The sequence below is a fragment of the Pseudoalteromonas sp. S327 genome, assembly GCF_005886415.1.
In the GTDB taxonomy this organism is placed as follows: Bacteria; Pseudomonadota; Gammaproteobacteria; order Enterobacterales; family Alteromonadaceae; genus Pseudoalteromonas; species Pseudoalteromonas atlantica.
Window position 1 is genome coordinate 1 of the sequence record NZ_PNDP01000058.1, and the last position, 21,851, is coordinate 21,851.

20 protein-coding genes are annotated in these 21,851 nt (G+C 41.5%); 5 read left to right on the plus strand and 15 right to left on the minus strand.

The genetic code is table 11. The annotated features are described in order from the left end of the window. Positions 1 to 478: 478 nt before the first annotated feature. The 7 genes from CWB60_RS17110 to CWB60_RS17140 all read right to left on the minus strand — a co-directional run bounded on the left by CWB60_RS17110 (position 479) and on the right by CWB60_RS17140 (position 9,623). Complete coding sequence (locus CWB60_RS17110) at positions 479 to 1,558, minus strand: heparan-alpha-glucosaminide N-acetyltransferase domain-containing protein (RefSeq protein ID WP_138579922.1); 1,080 nt, start codon at positions 1,556 to 1,558, stop codon at positions 479 to 481. Beyond that, the gene (locus tag CWB60_RS17115; RefSeq protein ID WP_138579923.1) at positions 1,542 to 2,180 is read right to left on the minus strand and encodes a hypothetical protein; all 639 of its coding nucleotides are present in this window, start codon (positions 2,178 to 2,180) and stop codon (positions 1,542 to 1,544) included. Before CWB60_RS17115 ends, CWB60_RS17110 begins: the two co-directional genes overlap by 17 nt. Further along, complete coding sequence (locus CWB60_RS17120; RefSeq protein ID WP_138579924.1) at positions 2,173 to 4,521, minus strand: GNAT family N-acetyltransferase; 2,349 nt, start codon at positions 4,519 to 4,521, stop codon at positions 2,173 to 2,175. The genes CWB60_RS17115 and CWB60_RS17120 overlap by 8 nt, the downstream gene beginning before the upstream one ends. 25 nt (positions 4,522 to 4,546) lie before the next feature. Next, positions 4,547 to 5,725 (minus strand): MFS transporter, encoded by a 1,179-nt coding sequence (locus CWB60_RS17125; protein ID WP_138579925.1) that lies wholly within the window; start codon positions 5,723 to 5,725, stop codon positions 4,547 to 4,549. Then, a complete protein-coding gene (locus CWB60_RS17130; RefSeq protein WP_138579926.1) occupies positions 5,722 to 7,041 on the minus strand; it encodes a lysine N(6)-hydroxylase/L-ornithine N(5)-oxygenase family protein in 1,320 nt (439 codons plus the stop codon). The genes CWB60_RS17125 and CWB60_RS17130 overlap by 4 nt, the downstream gene beginning before the upstream one ends. After that, entirely contained in the window at positions 7,041 to 8,579 is a 1,539-nt protein-coding gene (locus tag CWB60_RS17135; protein WP_138579927.1) for a pyridoxal phosphate-dependent decarboxylase family protein, read from the minus strand. The genes CWB60_RS17130 and CWB60_RS17135 overlap by 1 nt, the downstream gene beginning before the upstream one ends. A 366-nt stretch (positions 8,580 to 8,945) precedes the next feature. Beyond that, a complete protein-coding gene (locus tag CWB60_RS17140; protein WP_138579928.1) occupies positions 8,946 to 9,623 on the minus strand; it encodes a haloacid dehalogenase type II in 678 nt (225 codons plus the stop codon). 150 nt (positions 9,624 to 9,773) lie between these two features. Between CWB60_RS17140 and CWB60_RS17145 the strand changes: the two genes are divergently transcribed. Then, positions 9,774 to 10,400 carry a DJ-1/PfpI family protein gene (locus CWB60_RS17145; RefSeq protein WP_138579929.1) on the plus strand — a complete coding sequence of 209 codons (627 nt, stop codon included), beginning with the start codon at positions 9,774 to 9,776 and terminating at the stop codon, positions 10,398 to 10,400. 117 nt (positions 10,401 to 10,517) lie between these two features. On the opposite strand, the gene CWB60_RS17150 is transcribed toward CWB60_RS17145, so the two are convergent. Next, positions 10,518 to 11,309, minus strand: a complete 792-nt coding sequence (locus tag CWB60_RS17150) for a DODA-type extradiol aromatic ring-opening family dioxygenase (protein ID WP_138579930.1) — start codon at positions 11,307 to 11,309, stop codon at positions 10,518 to 10,520. A gap of 186 nt (positions 11,310 to 11,495) precedes the next feature. Beyond that, positions 11,496 to 12,245 carry an SDR family NAD(P)-dependent oxidoreductase gene (locus CWB60_RS17155; RefSeq protein WP_138579931.1) on the minus strand — a complete coding sequence of 250 codons (750 nt, stop codon included), beginning with the start codon at positions 12,243 to 12,245 and terminating at the stop codon, positions 11,496 to 11,498. A gap of 298 nt (positions 12,246 to 12,543) precedes the next feature. On the opposite strand from CWB60_RS17155, the gene CWB60_RS17160 reads away from it, so the two are divergent. Beyond that, complete coding sequence (locus tag CWB60_RS17160; RefSeq protein WP_138579932.1) at positions 12,544 to 13,449, plus strand: LysR family transcriptional regulator; 906 nt, start codon at positions 12,544 to 12,546, stop codon at positions 13,447 to 13,449. A 1-nt stretch (position 13,450) separates the two neighbouring features. Further along, positions 13,451 to 14,398, plus strand: coding sequence for a LysR family transcriptional regulator (locus CWB60_RS17165; protein ID WP_138579933.1), 948 nt, complete (start codon positions 13,451 to 13,453; stop codon positions 14,396 to 14,398). A 65-nt stretch (positions 14,399 to 14,463) separates the two neighbouring features. Here the strand turns inward: CWB60_RS17165 and CWB60_RS17170 are convergent, their stop codons facing one another. Beyond that, the gene (locus CWB60_RS17170; protein WP_138579934.1) at positions 14,464 to 15,471 is read right to left on the minus strand and encodes a zinc-binding alcohol dehydrogenase family protein; all 1,008 of its coding nucleotides are present in this window, start codon (positions 15,469 to 15,471) and stop codon (positions 14,464 to 14,466) included. 205 nt (positions 15,472 to 15,676) lie between these two features. Further along, positions 15,677 to 16,561, minus strand: a complete 885-nt coding sequence (locus tag CWB60_RS17175; RefSeq protein WP_138579935.1) for a LysR family transcriptional regulator — start codon at positions 16,559 to 16,561, stop codon at positions 15,677 to 15,679. 111 nt (positions 16,562 to 16,672) lie between these two features. On the opposite strand from CWB60_RS17175, the gene cuyB reads away from it, so the two are divergent. Beyond that, the gene (cuyB, locus tag CWB60_RS17180) at positions 16,673 to 17,398 is read left to right on the plus strand and encodes a cysteate racemase (RefSeq protein WP_138579936.1); all 726 of its coding nucleotides are present in this window, start codon (positions 16,673 to 16,675) and stop codon (positions 17,396 to 17,398) included. Between the two features lie 26 nt (positions 17,399 to 17,424). On the opposite strand, the gene CWB60_RS17185 is transcribed toward cuyB, so the two are convergent. After that, the gene (locus CWB60_RS17185; protein ID WP_138579937.1) at positions 17,425 to 18,675 is read right to left on the minus strand and encodes an NADH:flavin oxidoreductase/NADH oxidase family protein; all 1,251 of its coding nucleotides are present in this window, start codon (positions 18,673 to 18,675) and stop codon (positions 17,425 to 17,427) included. A gap of 86 nt (positions 18,676 to 18,761) precedes the next feature. Here CWB60_RS17185 and CWB60_RS17190 point away from each other — a divergent pair, with 86 nt between their 5' ends. After that, positions 18,762 to 19,166: a MerR family transcriptional regulator gene (locus tag CWB60_RS17190; RefSeq protein ID WP_138579938.1), complete on the plus strand. Its 405-nt coding sequence runs from the start codon at positions 18,762 to 18,764 to the stop codon at positions 19,164 to 19,166. 34 nt (positions 19,167 to 19,200) lie between these two features. On the opposite strand, the gene CWB60_RS17195 is transcribed toward CWB60_RS17190, so the two are convergent. Genes CWB60_RS17195 through CWB60_RS17205 form a run of 3 tightly spaced genes read right to left on the minus strand, consistent with a single transcriptional unit; the run spans position 19,201 to position 21,624 of the window. After that, complete coding sequence (locus CWB60_RS17195; RefSeq protein WP_138579939.1) at positions 19,201 to 19,563, minus strand: DUF7674 family protein; 363 nt, start codon at positions 19,561 to 19,563, stop codon at positions 19,201 to 19,203. Next, a complete protein-coding gene (locus tag CWB60_RS17200; protein WP_138579940.1) occupies positions 19,563 to 20,114 on the minus strand; it encodes a GNAT family N-acetyltransferase in 552 nt (183 codons plus the stop codon). Before CWB60_RS17200 ends, CWB60_RS17195 begins: the two co-directional genes overlap by 1 nt. 43 nt (positions 20,115 to 20,157) lie before the next feature. Beyond that, positions 20,158 to 21,624, minus strand: a complete 1,467-nt coding sequence (locus CWB60_RS17205) for a DNA recombination protein RmuC (protein ID WP_004586298.1) — start codon at positions 21,622 to 21,624, stop codon at positions 20,158 to 20,160. Positions 21,625 to 21,851: the final 227 nt, after the last annotated feature.

Sequence of the window (21,851 nt, forward strand, 5' to 3'; positions counted from 1 at the left end):
GTTACTCCCCATACATAGGCTTTCACGCAGCATAACTGCCAAACATGCGCTGCCCTTCGGGTTCTGCCTAGGGGCGATAAACTCTTTGTTACTCGGTTTTTACTTAGCCCACTAGGTTACAAACCTCGCGCCGCGATTTAATCGCCCCTAGATTGAACAAATTTCAATCCGCAAAGATCAACACGCCCTAAAATAACAAAAAAATTAACGTGCCAGTTTTGCCTAATACAGGCTGTTCTACTTTCAAACTAAACTCCAAAAAAAACAAAATAACTGACTAATACACAATCTTGCTTATAAATAACATGGTAAATGCAAAGCACGACTGCACTCATTACCTACTTAATAGACTCCTTTTGTATGCTCCACGCTATAAGCAGATTTTATATACTCTTAGCCCATGTGTATATTGCTCATTTTTTATGTTCGTTTTTTATAGCTGGCTATTACTTTACCAGTAATAGCCTGAGAGTTTAATTTATGCTGCGCGCTTAGGCTTTTGCTTAATAGCGAGTATGGTTTGTTTAGCTTGCAAATACACTTTGTGCACTGCAAAGGTTAATAAACTCATAAGCACCATTAAGCACAACGTTGGCCAAAACGACTGGGTATGATAACCAAACACGCCCATAAGCCAGCAAATTAGCACCCATTGAATAATGTAAAGGGCCGTTACATGTTTGCTCGCATATAAAAGAGCGCGGGTAATAGGGCCATTAAATTTATTGGCAATGGCATATTCTATTAAGGCTAATGCACATAAATTTAAACCCACTAAATAAATAATACCGCCGCCATTTAAGTGAAAAAAGTTACCAAACTGGCCTTTAAAATCAATAAATAACCACACGGAACCAATCACTAATAATGCGGCCCCTAACTTTGCACACACATTAAATAAATACGCAGCATTATGCTGGCTATTTATATATACACGCCCAAGCACGTAGCCGGTTAATATAGCGCTTACCCATGGAAATACCGGAAAATAAACTTGGTAGTTATTAGCAAAAAACAAATCGCTAATGTAAGGCGAAAGCGCAAACTGCTGCCCCCTTACAAACTGGCTTACAAGTGCAATAGCCATGGCTAAACATGCAATCCATGTGGTTTTCCAGCGGGCAATATTAAGCGCGCCAAACAGCACTAAGCTCACCCCAGCAAGTTGTAAAATATCACCGGTTAACACCATAAATTGTAACTGCCCAGCACTGAGCGGGCTTTGCCAGCCATAGGCATTTATAAATGCCTCGGGCATGGTATTAAATACCTCAATGGGTAGCCAAAATTTTGCCGCATTCATTAAATAGGCAAGTAGTAAAAGCTGTATACCACGCTTAATTAATAACATGGGGGTTTGCCTGCGCGAAAGCGCCATAGACAGCCCCATTGCCACCAAAAACGAAGCGGTGCCTTTGCCAAGTATATGAATAACAGCGCCAAATAGGCTCTCACTTTGAAGCATTGTGCTCGAGTACATCCATAGGGTGTGTACCAAAATCATAATAAAAACGCTCGCACCTCGGGCAAGGTCTATCGTTTTAAGACGTGTGTTCATTGGTTTTAATATCCTTTTTAGGGCAGGTTTGGCATTTTTTATAACCAGCTAAATAATAACGACAGCACGTTAAGCGATCGGCCGTTAATTTAAATGGGGTGTTTAAATTAAAGTGATTGCTGATTAAATTGTGTAGCTGCTGATGGCAATGTGTAGTGTGATCAGCGCTTGCTAAATTTAAGCTATGTGCACGCTCAAATGCGCTGTTAAGGGTGTCGATTAATAAGCGCCCTTGCTCTTTTTTACCCAGCGCATAATCGGTATTTATCCACTTACCTACACAGCTAATAAACTCAATAAGTGCAGTGTTTTGCTCAGCTTTACTTAATATAGGCGCACCGCTGAGGTTAAACCCTCGGCTATAAGCGCCGCTAATTGTTAACTGTAATTGCATGGGATTATGTGCATTTTGTTTAGAAGTACGCCAATAACAATAGGCATAAATAGTTTGCCAACAAAGCTGCAAATATAAATGCCGGCTAATAAATTGCCCAGGCGCATGTGGGTAATGCGCCTTGCAATGAATCGCTAATTTGCGCACTAAATCTAAGCTTGGGTGAGCCGCAGTAGCTGGCTCACTTGGGCAAAATAAAAAGTGCGCAAGGGTTACTGGCTTAGCCATACAACTTTGCCGATACCGGGTTATTTAAACTTCCGGCAAACTGTAAACTGCCTGCTGGGTCGGTTAAATCAACCATTTGTTTATTATTGCCAAGCTGCAAGCGGTTTAAGCAAGAGTGTGCAAATTCATCACTAAAAAAGTCATACTCTTTAAAACGCGCATTTAAGGCAGGGTTAGCCTGTTGATACGCTTTAACACTTTGCGCAACGCCGTGCCAAAAGTCGTGCTCGGTAATGCGCTCTTCTCTTACTAAAATAGCCACTAGGTATCTAAAAAAGCAGTCAAATACATCGGTAAATATGCTCAGTAACTCAAGCTCTTTTGGCATAGCAATATGAATACGCGAAACCTCATCAGGTAAAGGTTCAGTGCTATTAAGCAGTGCCACTTCTTCGCCAATGTCTTTCATGTAAGCACCTACAGGGACTGAATTTTTAAGCTTTAAAATGAGGTTTTCGCCGTGCGGCATAAACACTAATTTATGGGCATAAAAACAATGCACTAACGGGATAAGATAGGCGTTAAAATAGTGTTGCAGCCAAGCGTGTGTGCTTAAACCACTTTGATCTACTAATGCACCTGCCATACTTTTACCGTTGTTATCTAGGTGCAGTAGTGCGGCCATGGTGGTGAGCTGCTCATTATTTTGTAAGTTATGGTTTGGGTTTTCGCGCCATAAACAGGCAAACATTTTACGGTACGGTGTATCGCCCAACGCGCTTTGCTCAAAGGTATGATGCGCATACCCTAAGGTGGCGTACTCTCTTAGTGCAGTAAAGTTGCACGCGCTAAGCGTGGGGTCGTAGTTTACTTTATTAAATACCCAATCATTTATAGCCGGGGTTACCGCCATATAAGCATGCGAAAGCCCGCGCATAAAGCCCATATTTAAAATAGACAGCGCCACTTTTAAATACGGCTTATGCGGATGCGAGCAGTTATATAAGGTGCGAATAGATTGTTGCGCTTGATATAAATCGTCGCCTTCACCTAAGTAAACTAAACGGTTATTGGCAAACTCGTTGGCAAACACCACACTTAATTTATGTTGGTATTGCCACGGGTGGGCAGGCATAAATAGGTAGTCGTCGGGGTTTAGGTTTTGCGTTTTTAGCGCTTTGTTAAACGCATTACGAGTGGTTAAATCAAGCTCGCCACTAATATGGCTTGGGTAATCACTAAAGTATTCACTATAAGCAAAATCACATACTGTTTTGTGCGCCGCTAACCACAGCACTTTAAACGGTTTACCCACCTCTGGCGCATAGCGTAAAAAGTCGCTTTTGCTAAAACCAATTCGGCCATTATTAGCCACAAACGCAGGGTGGCCTTCGCTCATTGCAGCCTCTATTTGTTGCAGCCCTAATTGCGCAAGTTCGGCTGCGCTAAGAGTGTTGTTTTCGCGTTTATAACAGGCACTCGCAAGTGTGGCGTTAAGCTCTTCAAGGTAGGTGGCTAAACGCTCGCCAGTTAAACCCAGCGCAGGGCCTTGCACGCTAAAAAAGTGCAGTACATCAAGCTCTGCTTGCTCATTATTAAGGTTATAAAAGCATAAGCTTGGCTCGTCTATATCTATGTGATTAAGCGCCATAGCACGGCCATTAAATATAAAATAACCCCCTTCAATATTTACTTTAAAACCTTGTGGGGTTTGCTCTGCAACCAATAAGCGCTCGTGTACCAGTTCGCTAATGGCTTTACTTTGTAAGTGCCTGTTAGCCCACTGCCAGTGGTCAAACTTTACATAGTCGGTGTTTATTGGCGTTTGCGCTTTGTGATGTAAATTAACATGCGTTTCAAACGCAGCTTTATTACAAAACCCAAGGTAGGCGTTTTTATCACCAAGGGTTATTTGCTTAGTATGCACAAAGCCTAAACGCTTATTTAAGGTATGAATTTTACTATTGCCAATATCGGGCTCTACTACTACGCGTGCATCGGCATTATGAGTAAAAATACTGTGCAATACGCACTGCATTATTTCAAAACTAAAATGGCGTTTAGGCTGTGTATTTGGGGCAAGTAAAATATGCATGCCGGTATCGTTTGGCAGTACCTCATAGGCAGCTGCGAGTAGCTTGTCGTGCTTTGGGCTGTAAAGCTCAACTAAGGCAAGCAGCTCATTATTTTGCTCAATAACATAGGCATGATGGTGCGGGTTGTTAATTATATCTTGGTAGGCGCTACACATTTGCTCGGGGGTGTGTTTACTCATACCCCAAAAATGGGCGTAAGGTAGTGTAAGCCACTGGCAAATTATGGGCATATCGCTTTGCTGTAGTAACCGCATAGTCATATTACCTGTGTGTTGTAACGTGGTTACAAAAGATGAAAAATACATAAAAACTCCTAAATCTTTTTAATTATTAAGTGGCTGTGTGTGCAGCTTGGCCAACAAATTTAACGCGCCATAGAAAAATAGCGCCAAGGCTTGCAAAGCCAATGGCAGCAAAGTAAAAAGGCACGGTGGTATTAAAATATTCCACACTCATACCCACTAATAACGACGCTAAAATAACGCCAATATTTTGCGCAACATGCACTTTGGCAAAATCACTGCCGTAGTGAGCAGGCTCGCTTTTAGCAAATAGCATCACTTCTAATAAAACCATGACCTGAAATAGCGCTATACCGTATAAAACGCGAGAGCTGACAACTAACCACACCGACTCTTGCGCCTGTAAATAAAGCCCAATAGCGCCAAAAATAAGAGCACACAACAATGTACTGGTGCGGCTAAGCGTAGGAAAAGGTAAGTGCTGCCGAAAGTGGTTAAACAACAGCATAAGTAGGGCTGCAAAAGCAGGAATGGCGTACACAAGCGCACTTTGGAATGCACTGCTTTGTGCGCTCATTCCTTGCCAATGGGTAGTAAAAAACGGCCTAATTAAAAACGCACTAAAGTAAACAACCACGCTTATAAAGCAAAATTGCCAAATAAAATACGGTGTACGAGTACGTGGTTTTTCGCTTTCAATCGCTTGCTGATAAATACCTAACTTTAAGCTCACCATTAAATAGGCGCACAGCAGCACTTGTATAACATCGCCCGCAGCACTTAATAACAATGCATAACGCGGTGCATTTATACTAAAAAAGTACCCTCCCACTAACGCGCCGCCAATAGCACCAAAGTGCATAAGTACCGAAAACAAGCCAATAATAGAAAGATGCTTACTTTGCTGCTCTAAACGCAGTGCAAACGGGTAAATAAGCAGGTAACTGGCTTTGAGCACCAACATAAGCTGATAATAAAACCAAAATTCCCACACGTTAGTTGCAAAATAACAAAGCAAACCAAAGCAGGCGGCAATAACTTGCGTTACAAGCCAAAGAGCCAGCTCATGGTATTTTTTGGCAACCTTTGCCCACAGGGGCAGTGCGAGCATAACGGTAATACAACAGTTAGCTACGAATACCCCAATAAGTGTGGGATTACTTACAGAAAATTCGCTGGCAAAAAATTGCGGATAAAACGGCAGTAATAAGGTGTCGCACACTACCGAAATAACCGTAAGCAAAATAAGCGCTAAACGTAAACTCATGCGGCGTTACTCTTTTGCTGTGAATGGGTTTCTACATCGCTTAAATCAAAACACTGAAAAGCAATTTTTTGCTCAACCTGATACGGCGCATAACCGAGTATTTCGCGCAAAATTATACTGTTGCGATAACACGCCATGCCTAAATCGGGGGTTACAAAACCATGGGTGTGCTGCTCTGCATTTTGTACAAATATACGTTTTTGGTCGGTGTCTACCGCATACTCGCGGCTAACTAAATAGCGGCCTTGTTCATCTTCTGGGAGTTGCTGTGCAATGGGGTTTAAAAAAGCAGGGCGCTTGTATTTAAAGCCTGTGGCACAAATTAAGTAATCGGTTTTTATTTCAAAGGCTTCATTTAGCTCTTGATGATAAAACTCAGTGACTAAGCGACCAGCACTTTTACGTGTATTAGTAAGCTTGCTGTTAGTTTTAAATGTGGTAGAAATGGGCCCATCTAGGCTTTGCGCGTAAAGGGTGTCAAAAATGTCATTAATTAAATCGCCATTAATGCCTTTAAATAAGTTTTTTTGATTTTGATTAAGCCAATCTCGTTGCTCAGTTTTTAAATTATAAAAGTAATCAACATACTCAGGAGAGGTCATCTCAAGGGTGAGTTTAGTGTATTCCAGCGGAAAATAACGCGGCGATCGCGCAATCCAATCTAGTTGCAAACCTTGTGGCACGGCTTGTTGTAATAAGGTGTGATAAATTTCAGCCGCACTTTGCCCAGCTCCTACAACCGTAACGCGTTTAGCTGCTTTTAGCTCATCAAGGCGGTGGCAAAAATCGCTACTGTGCAGTACGTTATTAGAATTACTTTGCACTGCGCAATCAGGGATGTATGGGGCAGGGCCAGTGCCAAGCACTAAGTGGCGCGTAACATAGTGTTGCTCCCCATTTGGGGTTTTACAGGTAACGGTATAGCACTCACTTTGCTGGCAAAATTCAACCTTAGTTACACTTTGCTCAAAGCTTACGTTGCTAAGCTGCGAGCACACCCACTGGCAATAGAGATTGTATTCTTTACGCAGTAAAAAAAAGCTCTCGCGAATATAAAATGGGTATAAGCGATTATTAAGCTTGGCATAATTTAAAAAACTGTACTTACTGGTAGGGTCTGCAAGAGTCACCAAGTCAGACATAAACGGCGTTTGTAAAGTAACACCTTCTAGCATCATGCCGGGGTGCCAATCAAATTGGCTACGCTGCTCTAAAAATAAGCTTTTAACACCCTCTAGCGGCTCACTTAAACACGCTAACGATAAATTAAACGGGCCAAGGCCAATGGCTATAAAGTCATAGGGTTGGTTACTCATTATTTTTGCTCCTTATACGTTTGCCACGCAATAGTGCTAATTTGTTCAAGCACGGCGCGTACATCGCTCAATTGGCACTGGGTATTAAGTAACGTAAATTTAAGGTAATGACGGCCGTTAATTTTGGTGCGCGCAATCATGGCTTCACCAGTATTTAAGAATGTTTGGCGTACATGCAGGTTTAGGGTGTCGAGTAAATCGGGGTTATGTTTTAGCTCCTCTGGCGCAAAGCGAAATACCAATGCGCTAAGTTCTGGATAATTTATAACTTCAAAATCTGGGTGGTCGTTAAGAACAATGTGGGTTTGACGAGCAAGGCCAATTACTTTATCAAACGCTCGACCAAGTGGCGCTTCACCCATGGTGCGCAGTGTTAACCAAAGCTTTAGGGCATCAAAACGGCGTGTGGTCTGTAAGCTTTTATCAACTAAATTTGGCGTACCATTGCCGGCCTCAGCAAGCGGGTTTAGATAGTCGGCGTAAAGGGTAATGTGGCTAAAATGGCGTTTGTCACTTAATAAAAAAGCACTGCAGCTAACCGGTTGCATAAACGATTTATGGTAATCAATGGTAATTGAATCTACTTGTTCTATGCCGTTTAAAGCACTTCGGTGATGCTCGCTTACCAATAATCCGCCGCCGTATGCGCCATCAACATGGCACCAAAGCTGCTCTTTTTTAGCAAGTGTTGCTATGTCTTCAACAGGGTCAATTGAGCCAAAATCGGTTGTACCTGCGGTAATTACCACAGCGATAGGTAAATCGCCCTTGGCTTTAGAATCCGCAATTGCGTGGTTAAGTGCGTCCATATCCATTTGCATTTTATTGTTTGTAGCCACGGGCACTACCGCGTTATAACCAAGGCCCAATAATGCCGCTGCCTTTTGAATACTAAAATGCGCAACCTCAGAGCAATAAATACGAAAACGTGAGGCTACTTCAGGCAAGCCTTGCAGTTTTACTTCATGATTAGGTGCATAGCGGCTCACTGCAACTTCGCGAGCAACAAGCATAGCCATTAAGTTCGATTGCGTACCACCACTGGTAAAAACGCCATCGGCAGTGCTAGGTAATTTTGCTTTTTCACAGCTCCAATCAATTAATTTTTGTTCAATAAGGGTCGCGCCAGCGCTTTGATCCCAGGTGTCTACCGACGTGTTGATTGCGCCAATGATGTGCTCAGCCACAACCGCAGGGTACGTAACGGGGCAATTTAAATGCGCCATATAACGCGGATGATGAAAATACACAGCGTGATCTAAATACACACTTTTAAGCTCGTTTAAAACTGCAGGAAAATCAGCAAGAGGTTTGGCTAAATCTACATCATTTACAGTGGCGGCTAGCGTATTAACAGACACGCCAGAAAACGGCTTTTGCGCTTTAGCCATAGCTTGTTGTACAGCCGAAAGCCCCTGCAACGACGCTATTTGGTAGTTAATAAACTGATCGAGATTAAATTGAGGAGGTAACCCGTTTTGCTCAAATATTGCTTTATTTTCGACAGGGCTGAGCTGCGCCGATTGTAATTGTGACATATTCGCTCCTTGGTTGTACTTGTATTGGGGTTGAGGATCTTAATAGTAACAATTTGCATTTACAATAATGATTAAGGGTTAGATATAGGTTTATTTCCGCAATTAGGAGTGATTGATTAGTTATAAGGAATTACTTTTAAAACTAACAAAGTATATAAAATGAGCTATGAAAGGGTGCCAAAATGTGTGCTAAATAATGACAGTTTGTAAAATAGTTCGATAGTTGAAATATAAGAGTTGAGAAATGGGGGGGTAGCTAAAAGCGAACGTATTATAAGTGTGCAGTACCACTATAAGAAGTAAACCCCCTTTACAACTCGGCTAAACCTTAAATGCTAAAGAGGGATATAAAAGTAAAAATGCAGCTTAATTGATATCTTCAAGCTTATTTTTTAAATCCACTAGATCGGTGGCTACGGTGGTTGGCTGAATTTCCCACGGATCAAAAATAGAATCCTCAGAGCGTTTTATCCATGCTCCGCGCATACCATGTGAAATAGCGCCGGTAATATCAAACGGGTTACTCGAAATAAGCCACGTGTTTGCGCCCGTTGAATTTGTTTCGCGTAAGAAATGGCTGTAAACACCTGGGTTTGGCTTAAATGTTTTCATATCGTCGGCACTTACAACGCCTTCAAAAAGCTCACTAATACCTGCAGTTTCGAGCAATTTATTAACCGCATCAGCAGCGCCATTTGAAAATGCAAACAATCGGTAATTTTGCGCTTTAAGTTGCTCAAGGCCTTTTTTAACATCGTCAAAGGCCGGTAAAATTTTATACTGCTCAAGCAATTGCTGCTTCTGATCGTCACTAAGCTGCGTTTTATGCGCTAAACACGCGTAATCGAGGGCATGTTTGGTACATAACGAAAACGGTATATAGTTTTGCATCAACCCACGCCTAAACGAATACTCTAATTGTTTTTCGCGCCATGTATTTGAAAAGTTTTGCGCGTTATTGCCTATCATATCTTCAAGTAAAGACAGCACGCCGTGAGTGTTTATAAGCGTACCGTATACGTCAAATGCGAGTGTGGTTGCCATGTTTGCTCCCAATAAATTTAAGATACTTGTAAGTTAATCGTTTTGAGCTTAACTTACTTTGAACGATTGCTCAAATTAATAAAGTTTACAACACGATTGCAGCGCCTATTATTTAAAAACGATACAAATTAAAGGACTAAATAACATAGTATGAAAATATATTTTTTAATTTACGACAAAGTTGAAGAGCTGGATTTAGTTGGTTCTTGGGAACTAATAGGCCTGCTGGCAGAAAAGGGGCTATGTGAAAAACCCAAATTAATATCGCTAAATTCTATGACTCCCTCAGGTGAGCACGGCATGCGTTTTAGTGCCAATTATCATTTTACTGACCCAGTGCAGCCCGATGTATTATTTGTACCTGGCGGTAGTGGTGCACGTATAGCAATGGAAGACCTTGACGTTATTAATTATCTTAAAAAAACAGCTGAAAACTGCCACAGTGTTTTATCTATTTGCACTGGTATGTATTTAATGCAAAAAGCGGGGCTATTTAAGCATAAAAAAGTAACCACCCATTGGGCTTTTTTAGAGCACCTTAAAAAAGATAACACTGTAACCGTAGTTGAAGAACGCTTTGTAAAAGATGGCAATATTTGGTCTTGTGCGGGTGTTTCAGCAGGTATGGATATGTGCCTTGCTTTTATTGCCGATTATTTTAGTGAAGATGTTGCCTCCACCATACAGTTAGACGCAGAATACTATCCGTCACCAATTATTTATGGTGAAGCGCATAAAAATAGCGCCACATCTAATTACATTAAAAAGCTGCGTTAAAGCCCACTTTATAACTTTATGTTGGGCTTTGCTGCTCTTAACCCAACATACGCTTTGTAAACCCCCATTACACTTTGATTAAAAAAACACAAGGCGCTTACAGCGTGCTGATTAAAATTAATAAAACTTATAGGTATCAAGCGCTAAAATATCCATTTCAATATCACTAAAGAGTTTTTCAACTTGCTTGCCGCCTGCGCCCATAGCAGCAAAGAGTGGTAAAAAATGCTCTTGGGTAGGGTGGTTAAATAACACATGGGGTGCATCGGCTAAGTAATTTAAAAGTGCGGGTGTGTCTTGCGCTAAAAGCGCGTGTTCAACCCATTGGGTAAACGCTTTTACCATTTGTACACGGTTAGGTGTAGCAGGGGTTTTAAACACTTCTCGTAGGTTGTGGCTAATGCCGCCAGAGCCAATAATTAATATATTATCGTCACGAAGTGGGGCAAGTAACTGCCCATATTCATACATGGCTTTTGCGCCTAATTGAGTATTTATAGATACTTGTACAATAGGAATATTTGCCTGCGGGTACATTAAGCGCAGTGGTATCCATACACCATGATCCCAGCCTTGGCGTTCATCAAGTATTGCTGTAATGCCTTTATTTTTAAATAACGTTGCAATATTACCCGCAAGCTCAGGATGACCTGGAGCTGGGTATTTAATGTTATACATATGCGCAGGAAAATTATAAAAGTCGTGAATGGTTTCAGGCTCACGCCCTGCGGTTATTACAATATTATGAGCCGCTTCATCGTGGGCCATATCAAAGTGCGCCGAAAAAATAACAATAGCGCGTGGCGTGTTGAGTGACTTGCCAAGCGCTTTTAAAAAGTCGGACGTTGGCGATTGCTGTACGGCCATAATAGGTGAACCGTGAGAGATAAATAGTGCAGGTTGGGCCATGGTAATACCTAAGGGTTTTATTAATATACCCGTATTTTATTGGCTTTTATTTTGTTAATAAATAAAGCGCACATTGAGATATTATAAATACAGTATTGTTAAACTGATTTTTATTTGCCCCCACGTTAAAAAGCCGATGCATAAACATCGGCTTTTAAATTAACACTAAATAAGCAATAAGGCGTGTTAGTAGTTAATTGCACCACCATCAACGTTAATACATTGTCCGGTCATAAAATCGCTGTCTTCACTGGCTAAAAAGTAAATAGGGCCAAGTAAGTCTTCAGGCTCCATTGCACGTTTAATTACTCGTGAGCCTAGTGTGCTATTTTTAGCTTTATCAAACTGTGCGTTATTTTTAACGCTTTCGGTTAAGCCAACTAATAGGCAATTAACTAAAATATTATCGTTAGCAAGCTCAGTGGCCAACGCACGTGTTTGCCCAACAACCGCGCCTTTAGATGCCACATAATGGCAAAACATAGGTGCACCGCGTAAAAATGTACCCGATGCAATGTTAATGATTTTACCGCGGCCTAATTTACGCATGCTAGGCAACACTGCTTTGGTACATTGAAAAGGCCCGCGGGCATTTACGCGCATAACTAAATCCCATTCGTCTTCAGATATTTCCCAAAATGGCTTAAGCTCAAGCGCAGCAAATATAGCGGCATTGTTAACTAATATTTCAACCGGGCCAAATTCAGCTTCGGTTTGTTTTACCATGGCATCTAACGATTCACTATTCGTTACATCTACTTTGCAGCCTATTGCTTGGCCGCCAGCGGCAATAATTTCAGCTACGGCTGCGCTTGGGTCGGCTAAATCAGCAAGCACAACTTTAGCGCCTTGTTGAGCTAAACCCTTCGCGTAAGCAGCGCCAATACCTTGTGCTGCACCAGTAACGATGGCTACTTTGTTGTTTAATCTTTTCATGGCTTTATCTCTTAGTCATTAATAAAAATATAAGCGTGCTTATTCACGTACAGCGATACTGCATTATTAATAAACCCGACTTGGCGTTAGAATGGATAAAAAGAAGCGTGATTGCTGCAGTAGCACGTATTAACTCCATTTTGTTGTAAATAAATAGTTATTTACGCAAAAAAATGTGTTTATAACGCTATAAAAACTCACTAACTGTGCAAAAATGCGATATGTGGACTTTAACTGTTTTTATAAACATAATTAATACGATCTTTATTTAAAAATTATAAACAAGGCATTGCTAATAATGGATAAGCTAACCACCATGAAGACTTTTGTAAATGTTGTACAAGAGGGGTCTTTTTCTAAAGCTGCCGATAAGCTCGATATATCGCCGCAACTTGTGAGCAAGTATGTGTCTGCGCTAGAAGAGGGGCTTGCTACCCGATTACTGCACCGCACCACGCGCAAAGTAAGCACTACCGAGGCGGGAGATCACTATTTTACCCGCTGCTTACAGGTGCTAGACGATATAGACGACATGGAAAATTCGCTCGATAACCTAAACGAAAATGTCTCTGGTGTACTCAGTATTAGTGCCCCTATGTCGTTTGGGGTAAAGCACTTAGCACCGCTATTGGTTGAGTTTCAAAAGCGTTATCCAAATTTAAAATTAGATCTAAACCTTACCGACCAGTTTGTTGATATTGTTGAGCAAGGTATTGATATAGCGCTGCGCATTGGGGTTTTAAAAAGCTCTTCACTTATTGCTAAAAAAATAGCGCCTATTAGGTTAGCGGTATTTGCCTCTCCTTCTTATTTAGCGCAGCACGGCACGCCTACTACCTTAGAAGAGCTGCAATCGCATAACTATTTACGCTACGCACACACCGAGCCTACCAAAAAGCTACGTGGAGCGAACGAGCTTAAAAACGAGTTAAAGCTTGAAAGTAACCTAGTTGCTAACAATGGCGACCTGCTACTCAATGCCGCTATAGCAGGTGGCGGTATTGCCATGCAGCCAACATTTATAGCTGGTGAGGCGATGGCACAGGGTAAAGTAGTACGTATATTAAAAGACTACGAGCCTGAGCCAATAGGGCTTTATATGGTGTACGCAAACAGGCAGTTTTTACCCAGTAAAGTGCGCGCGTTTGTTGATTTTGCGAGCAATTATTACACCGATACACCTTATTGGGATTTAGGAGAGTGAGATGTCAATCACCAACCAATTAGCGTTATTTGTTGACGTAGTACAGCAAGGCTCATTTGCTAAAGCCGCGGCGCTGCACGATATGGACAACTCATCGCTTTCAAAGCAAATTAAAAAGCTAGAAAGCAGTTTAGGTATTCAATTACTTAATCGTTCTACGCGCTCGTTTTCGCTTACCTCCGCAGGGGAGGAAATACTCCAGCAAGCGCATATTTTAATTGATACGCTCAGTGATATTCATAGCATTGCCGACTCCTACCAAGCAAAACCTAAAGGTATTTTGCGCATTACCTCGGGCATGTTTTTTGGGCAGCAGTATGTGCAGCCTGCCATTAATTTATTTATGCAAAAATACCCTGAGGTAAAAATAACCCTCATGCTTGATGATAAGCGCAACGATATTATTGCCGATCATTACGATTTAGCATTTAGAATTGGCAAATTGAATGACTCCAATCTAATGGCAAAAAAAATATCTGACATGCACTTTGCTTTGGTTGCCTCTAATGACTTTATTGCACGCCATGGTATGCCAAGCACACCCGAAGAACTTATCGCCTTACCTGCAGTGGTTTATGGCAATGGCGATGTAAGCCTAGATCAAATTAAATTAAGCACCCAGCCTCATGGTAATGAATACAAAACCCACAAAATAAAAGGCAACTATAAGGTAAGCGATGTACGCGCCATGCTTGATGCCACAAAAGCGGGTTTAGGGTATGTGATGCTAGATTTATTTAACTTAGAAAAACCCATAGACGAAATGGGGCTAGTGCCGCTATTAACTAATTATAAGCTTAGCGCATCGGGCACAGGTATTTATGCGCTGTATCCGCACCGTAAACAAACACCACTGGTGAGCGAATTTATAAAAACTGTACAAGAGTATATTGGCAGCCCTGCATTTTGGGTAAAACATATTCCTAATTACAACCAGTTATATAAATAATAGCCACAAAAAAGCCCCGTTAGGGGCTTGGGTATACTCAAAAAAAACTATATTAGCTAAAGACCTTAAAAGCCTTCTAACACCACTTTACCTTTAGCGGTTTGCGATTCAAGATGCTGATGCGCTTTGCGTAAATTGGCTGCGTTAATTTTACCTAAGTGCTCACCTACCGTAGTTTTAATTAGCCCTTGGTCAATCATAGTGGCTACGTTGTTTAAAATAACGTGTTGCTCTTGCATGTCGTCGGTTTTAAATAACGAGCGAGTAAACATAAGCTCCCAATGTACCGACACGCTTTTGTTTTTAAATGGCACAATATTAAGTGTTTCAGGGTCATCAATAAGGGCAAATTGACCTTGTGGCTTCACTACTTTTTCAATTTCAGGTAAGTGCTGCTCTGTATTGTTTAAGCTAACAACGTAATCCACTTCGCTTAAGTTTTTAGCTGCAAATTCTTCACTTAACGGGTTACGGTGATTAACAATAGTGTCGGCACCTAAATCTTCTAACCACGATGTTGTTTCAGCACGAGAGGCACTGGCAATAATATTTAATTTAGTGCGCTGCTTTAATAGCTGCACCATAATTGAGCCCACACCACCGGCGGCACCAATAACTAAAATGCTTTTAGAATCATCATTTTTAGCTACGTTTAAACGGTCAAACAATAATTCCCACGCAGTAATGCTGGTAAGCGGTAATGCTGCGGCTTCGCCATACGAAAGCGAGCTTGGCATATGGCCAACAATACGCTCGTCAACTAATTGAAACTGCGCGTTACTGCCTGAGCGCGTAATGTCGCCTGCGTACCATACTTTGTCGCCTGGCTTAAATAGCGATACGTTTTCGCCAACCGATTTAACAACCCCAGTTGCATCCCAACCAATTACTTTATATTCGCCCTCAGCTGCTGGCATTGCTTGGCGAATTTTAAAATCAACCGGGTTAACCGATACCGCTTTAACTTCTACTAAAATATCGTGGCCGTGTGCTGTTGGCGTTTCAAGTTCAATGTCTTGTAATGATAATTCGTTTTCGATAGGTAAACTTTTTTGATATCCAATTGCTTTCATGGGAGTTGCCTCGTTAGCTAGTTAATACTCTGTGTTGATGACGCTATTTTGGCTTTATCAAGAGCATTAAAAAAGAGACAAAATACCCAATTATTATGGAAATAAAACTCCATAATAAAATAGGTAAATAATTAAAATTTCATTGCACATAGCTGTTATCGTTTTAAATTAATAATACCTTATTAACTGTAACGGGGGTTTACAGTTAGGTTATATTTAGCTCAGTTAATTTATTCCATACACTTTCGCCACCGGGGTGCAAAGCCGCATGATACCTATACGCATAGTAAGTTATTGGCACGCAGTGGTGCGCACTCCCTACAACTACCAAGGTATTATTTTTAAGCTCGTTTGATATAACGTAGTCAGGCAGCCAGGCAATTCCATTGCCCGCTACAGCGTGCACTTTTAAAAGCTCAGTCATGGATGAAACAAACACCTTTTTAAGCTTAGCGCCCGATATAATAGGCTCTAACTGCCGGCCCATGTAGGAGTCGAGGCTGTAGGCTAAATGCGGTATAGGCGCTGCGCTTTCTAGGTTATATAAGGCTTTGCCTTGCTTGTCACAGGCGCTAACAGGTAACAACTTAGCATTACCTATTTTTTGATGACTAAACGGCGGCAGTTTAAGGCGTTCGTTATCAAAGGCAATTAGTAAGTCGCATTCACCTTGCTCTAGCGCTTCGGTGGCTTTATCTACGTCTATAGCCTCTAAATTAAGTACAATGTCGCGCTCATCTTGCGTTTGAAAGTTAGCGAGTTGTAAGGTTAAAAAACTCGCTAAAGAATGTGCGGCTGCAACCTTTACAGAATAATTTTGCTGCACCGATAACTCCTCAAGCATGCTAACCGAGGTATTCATTTGGTTAACTAAATTACGCGCCGTTATATGAAATATTTTACCGCTTGGGGTAAGGGTAATAGGCAAGTTTTCTCGGTCGATTAGGGCTGCGCCAAGGGCGTCTTCAAGGGCTTTTATACGCCGACTAAATGCAGGTTGCGTAATATGCCTAAGCTTTGCCGCTTGCGAAAAGCTTTTTGTGTGCGAGAGCGTTAAAAAATCTTCTAACCATTTACTTTCAATATTCATAGCGACCACTTAGTTATGCAATTTGTGCATGGGTGGTAAAATAATAGCATTATTCAAACTAAATAAAACACTATAAATTAAGCCTATAAACTCAATAACCGGAATGCAATCATGCTTAGAACTCTTGGCGTATTAGGTGGAATGGGGCCTTTGGCTACCGCCTCATTTATGAATCAGGTAATTGCGCTATCGCCCGCTAAAAATGATCAAGAGCATATACCTATGTTTATAAGGAATATCCCGCAAATTCCTGACAGAACAAAATTTTTAATGAGTCTTGAAGGTGAAAACCCATTTTTTGAGCTTAAAAAAGGCTTTAAAGAGCTAACAAGCTTAGGTGTAAGTTGTATTGTTATTCCGTGTAATACCGCGCATTACTGGTACGACGCGCTCACTAAAAATGCCGATGTACACACCATTAGCATTGTAAAAAGCGTTATAAAACAAGTAAAAGCCACGGGCAAACAAAAGGTTGGCATTTTAGCCACTACCGCTACGCTTAATATGGGCATTTACCAAAATGCGTTTAAGCAGCACAATATTGATTTTGTTGAACCAAACACTCAACAACAAGCAGCCATAATGGATGGGATAACCGCCGTAAAAGCGGGCGATTTAAATAAAGGTCGCCACTTGTTAAGCAAGGCATACGACTTAATGCTTGCTCAAGGTGCTGACTGCGTGTTGTTTGGCTGTACAGAAATACCGCTTGTGTTAAATGAACAAGCCAAACACTCGCCAGAAACTTGCCTAGATACCATCGCTATTTTAGCGCAAGAGTGCGTTAATTGGGCATATGCAAACGCCCATCAATCAACGCTTTCAAGTGTGGCATAGAAAATATCAGTTTAAACTAGAGCTAATTAATTTAGCTCTTTTGCAAAGCGTTTTCGATAGCGCTTTGTAAGCTTTGCAGCGCGCATTTGGTCACTTATTAAAGTAAAAATAGCCGAGGCATTTGCTTTAACGCGTTTGCCTTGGCCCACTCGGCGAATTTGCCTTTTTACCAGCGCCATAGTGGCAAGCCCTGCAAGGGTTTTGTCTTTAAACGTAACACGCGGCATAAGCAGGTTTTGCGTTGGCTGTGTTTGCCAGCAATTAACTAAATTAGGCTGATAAGCCAGTGCCGTGGCCATACCAACGAGCGCTACGCCTGAGCTAATTACTTTATTTGCCACATCTAATCGGCTAATGCCACCGGTGGTCATAATGGGTATGTTTGATTGCTCGCTAATTGCTTTGGCAAACTCTAAAAAGTACGCCTCACGTGCAAGTGTACGCTCATCGCCTGTTTGTCCTTGCATAGCTGGTGCTTCGTAACTTCCGCCCGAAAGCTCTACAAAATCAAGCTTTAATGCACTAAGCATATTAACAACTGCTTGCGCATCATGCGGTTCAAAGCCGCCGCGCTGAAAATCGGCTGAGTTTAACTTAACCGATACCGAAAAACCGGCGCTGCATTGCGCTTTAATACTGCGTGTTATTTCAAGTAATAATCGCGCGCGATTCTCAAGGCTACCGCCCCATTCGTCATCACGCTTATTAGTTAGTGGAGATAAAAACTGCGCTAATAAATAGCCATGTGCAGCGTGTATTTGCACGCCATTAAAACCTGCTTTTTCGGCCTGTTGCGCTGTATGGGTAAAACGAGCGATAACATCACTAATCTCGCTTTTATCCATAGCTGTTGGCTGGGCAAATAAGTGAGAGTGCTTACCCATATTAAGCGCAATATCAGAGGCACTTAGCGCTTTACCACCCATTTTTTGAAATACTTGGCGGCCAGGGTGATTTATTTGCATCACAATTTTACAGTCGTTTTGCTGCCCTAAATGAGCAAGCTCTGCAAAAGGCGCTATATCGGTTTGCTGCTCGAGGGCAAGGCCGCCTGGCCCTGTCATTGCAAGGTGGTCGACCATAACATTGCCAGTAATAATTAACCCGCAACCGCCTTTTGCCCATTCGTTGTATACATTTTTAAGCATTTGCGATGGCGTTAGATCGGCCTCTGCGAGGTTCTCTTCCATAGCGGCTTTTACTACTCGGTTTTTAAGCGTTAAACCGCTTGGTAGGGTAAAGGGCGTAAATACAGCAGATTGTTCAAACTCAGACATAAATATAAACCATAAATTGACATTACAGGCACTATAACCTTAAAGTCAGCTTTAAGGTCAACCCGCTTTTTATAGTAGAGGTAATAATGAAAATAGGTGAACTAGCTAAGCACTCGGGTATTGCAGCAAGCACCATACGGTATTACGAAAGTATAGGGCTGCTGCCACACGGCGTGCGAAATAACAACGGGTATAGGCAATACGACAAAGCCAGTGTAGAGCAGCTTAAAATGATTAAGTTTGCACAAAGTTTAGGGTTTTCGCTTGAAGAAATCCCCTCCCTGCGTAAGCCTAATGAGGAGCTAGATCACAACGCCATTATTGAGCGCCTCACTCAAAAACAACATGAAGCTAATGCACTAATAGAGCAGCTACAGCGTAAGTCAGAGCGTATTGGTAATTTAATTACACTGCTTAATGCAAGTTGGTCTAATGGAGAGTGTATTGGCGATGAAAAAGTAAATGAGTTATTGAATGAGGTGGAGTATTAAAGGCGTAAGCGAGTACATGCGAGCTTTAGTTGTATTAGTTTTGCGGCGCTTTACCATGAAAATTGATATAAAGCTTTTGTAAGTTGGCAGGCACTAGAGGCCAACCAACCGCAATAGTATGAGAACTTGCGCCCCAAAATAATGTTTCTACGTAATATACGTCTATGTATTCAATTACTTTTGCCTCAGCGTTTACTAGCTTTTCAGCCATAAAACTTAAATAACGCTGGGCTTGCTCCACATAGCCAAGAGCAAAAGCGTGTGTTGTGGCTTTAGAAAACGCCTCCATTTTAAACGTGGTTTCGTCTTTATCATATATGCTCAGCAACGCTTTAACTTCAGGGAATTGAGCAGTAATTTCGTGCAATAACTTATAAATTACAACATCCGTTTTCATCACTTGAACTCCGCGCTTAAAAGTCCAAAGCATTTCAGATCGTGAAATTGCCCTTTCCAAAAACCACTTTGGCGCCTTGTGCCTTCTTCACAAAAGCCAAGCTTTATTAAAAGCGCCTCTGATGCGTTATTTCCTGGTACTGTGTCGGCTTGTATTCGATTTATAGCACCGCAACTTAGCAATCCATCAAAGGCAGCTTTTATAATCATATGAATAGCCTCAAAAGCATAGCCTGTACCCCAATACTGGCTATTAAGGTCGTAACCAATAAATGCGTGCTTCATTGGTACTGACCAACTATTAAAACCGCAAGTACCTATTAACTCATCAGTATTTTTTAAACGGATAGCCCAGCGGATCCCTTCTCCATTTTTATACCGAATATTGAAAAATTCGATTAACTTATCGGCCTGAGAAACTTGAGTAAAGGGCGCCAGATCATAGTATTTAGTAACACCTTGGTCTGAAAAAAGAGCAAAAATAGCGTCTCTATCCTCATAATTAATGGGGGTTAACGCTAACCTTTGCGAATTGAGTAAGGGAAAAACCATTAACCTTCCTTTTAATGTATAAAACAGTAGAGATAAATCGAATTTAATCTAGCTCTAATTGGGCTTTTTCTACGCTTTCGTTTGGTAGCTCTTTTTGAACCGATACACCTAGCTCTTTAAATTCTGAAGCTTGTTTAATTAAGTTACCTTTACCACGGTAAAGCTGTGAAAAGGCTTTATCGTAGCTTTCTTTTGCACGGTCTAGTTGCTTGCCAACACCTTCCATACTCGTTAAAAAGCCATTGAGCTTGTTGTAAAAGCGCTCTGCACGATTCGCCAGCTCTTTAGAGTATTTGGTTTGCTCTTCGAAGCGCCACAGCTGTTTAACAATATTAAGGCTTGTAAGCAGAGTCGTTGGTGTAGCAACTAAAATGTTTTTTTCGATAGCTTGTTGGTAAATATCGCTTTGATATTTAAGCGCCTCTACAAATGCAGATTCTATAGGCACAAACATGATAACTACTTCAGGCGAATTTATACCAGGGAGACGATCGTACGATTTACTGGCAAGCTCGTTAATACGCGCGGTAACAGCATTTACATGCTCTTTAATTGCTTGGCTAGCCTCTAGCTCATTTTCGGCATTAACGTAGCGGGTATAAGCATTTAGCGATGTTTTAGCGTCAATCACTAAGTGGCGGCCCTGAGGTAAATACACCACTACGTCGGGGCGCAGTCGACCGTCTTCGGTATTAAACGATACTTCGCGTTTGTAGTCGGTACCCGCGCGAAGGCCTGCGCTGTCGAGTACGTTTTCGAGCATCAGTTCACCCCAATTACCTTGGGTCTTTTTTTGCCCTTGTAAGGCATTACTAAGTTTATCGGCTTGCTCGGTAATAGCTTGGCTTTTAGCTTGCAAGTGCAGTAGCTCAGTTTTAAGGGCAGCACGTTGTTTTAAGTCTTCAACGTGAATCGATTCCATTTTATCTCTAAAGCCTTTTAGCTCCCCTTGAACTGGTTTTAATAGTTGCTCAATGCTTTCTTGGTTTAGGGTTTTAAAGCTTTGCGATTTTTCTTCTAAAATTTTATTAGCTAAGTTTTCAAACTCTTTTTTAAGCACATTTTTGCTTTGCTCGATTTGTGCAAGCTGCTCGGTAAAGTTTTGCTGCTTTTGCTCAAGCGTAGTTCGCATATTATTAAGCTCAATATCGCGCTGGTTATATTGCTCTCGCAAGGCACTAAGTTCGCCTTCGGCTTTACGCCAAAAATGGTTGTATTGAACACTTTGTTTTTCTTGCTCGCTAAAGCGAGTTTTAAAATGCTGCGCTTCATCGCGTTGCTCTTGATGTGATTGCTCGAGCAGCTCGTGCTCATCAAATAAGGCCGTGTATTGCAGCTGTTTATTGTCATACTGGTTTTGTAATAACGATAACTGTTGCTGTTGCTCGCTAATGTGTTGTTTTAATTTATTACGAGAAGGGAGCGACACTAGGCCATATAGTACGAGCCCTGTTGCAAGCCCTGCGCTGGCACTTAACCAATCTATATGCGTTAATAACTGAGTAAACATAAAATAAACTTATAAAATTTAGAGACATGCCATCATAACGAATAAAGGTAGTGGGGGGTAGGGGCGTAACATTTACTAAAGGCATAAAAAAAGCCAGCTAAAAGGGCTGGCTCAATCATTACTAAATTTAGTAACCAATCAGGGAAATCAACATGAAGCTTGTGATAACTGCAATTAATCAACAAGCATAATAGTAGACGCCACTCATTAAATTAAGTTCACATAAA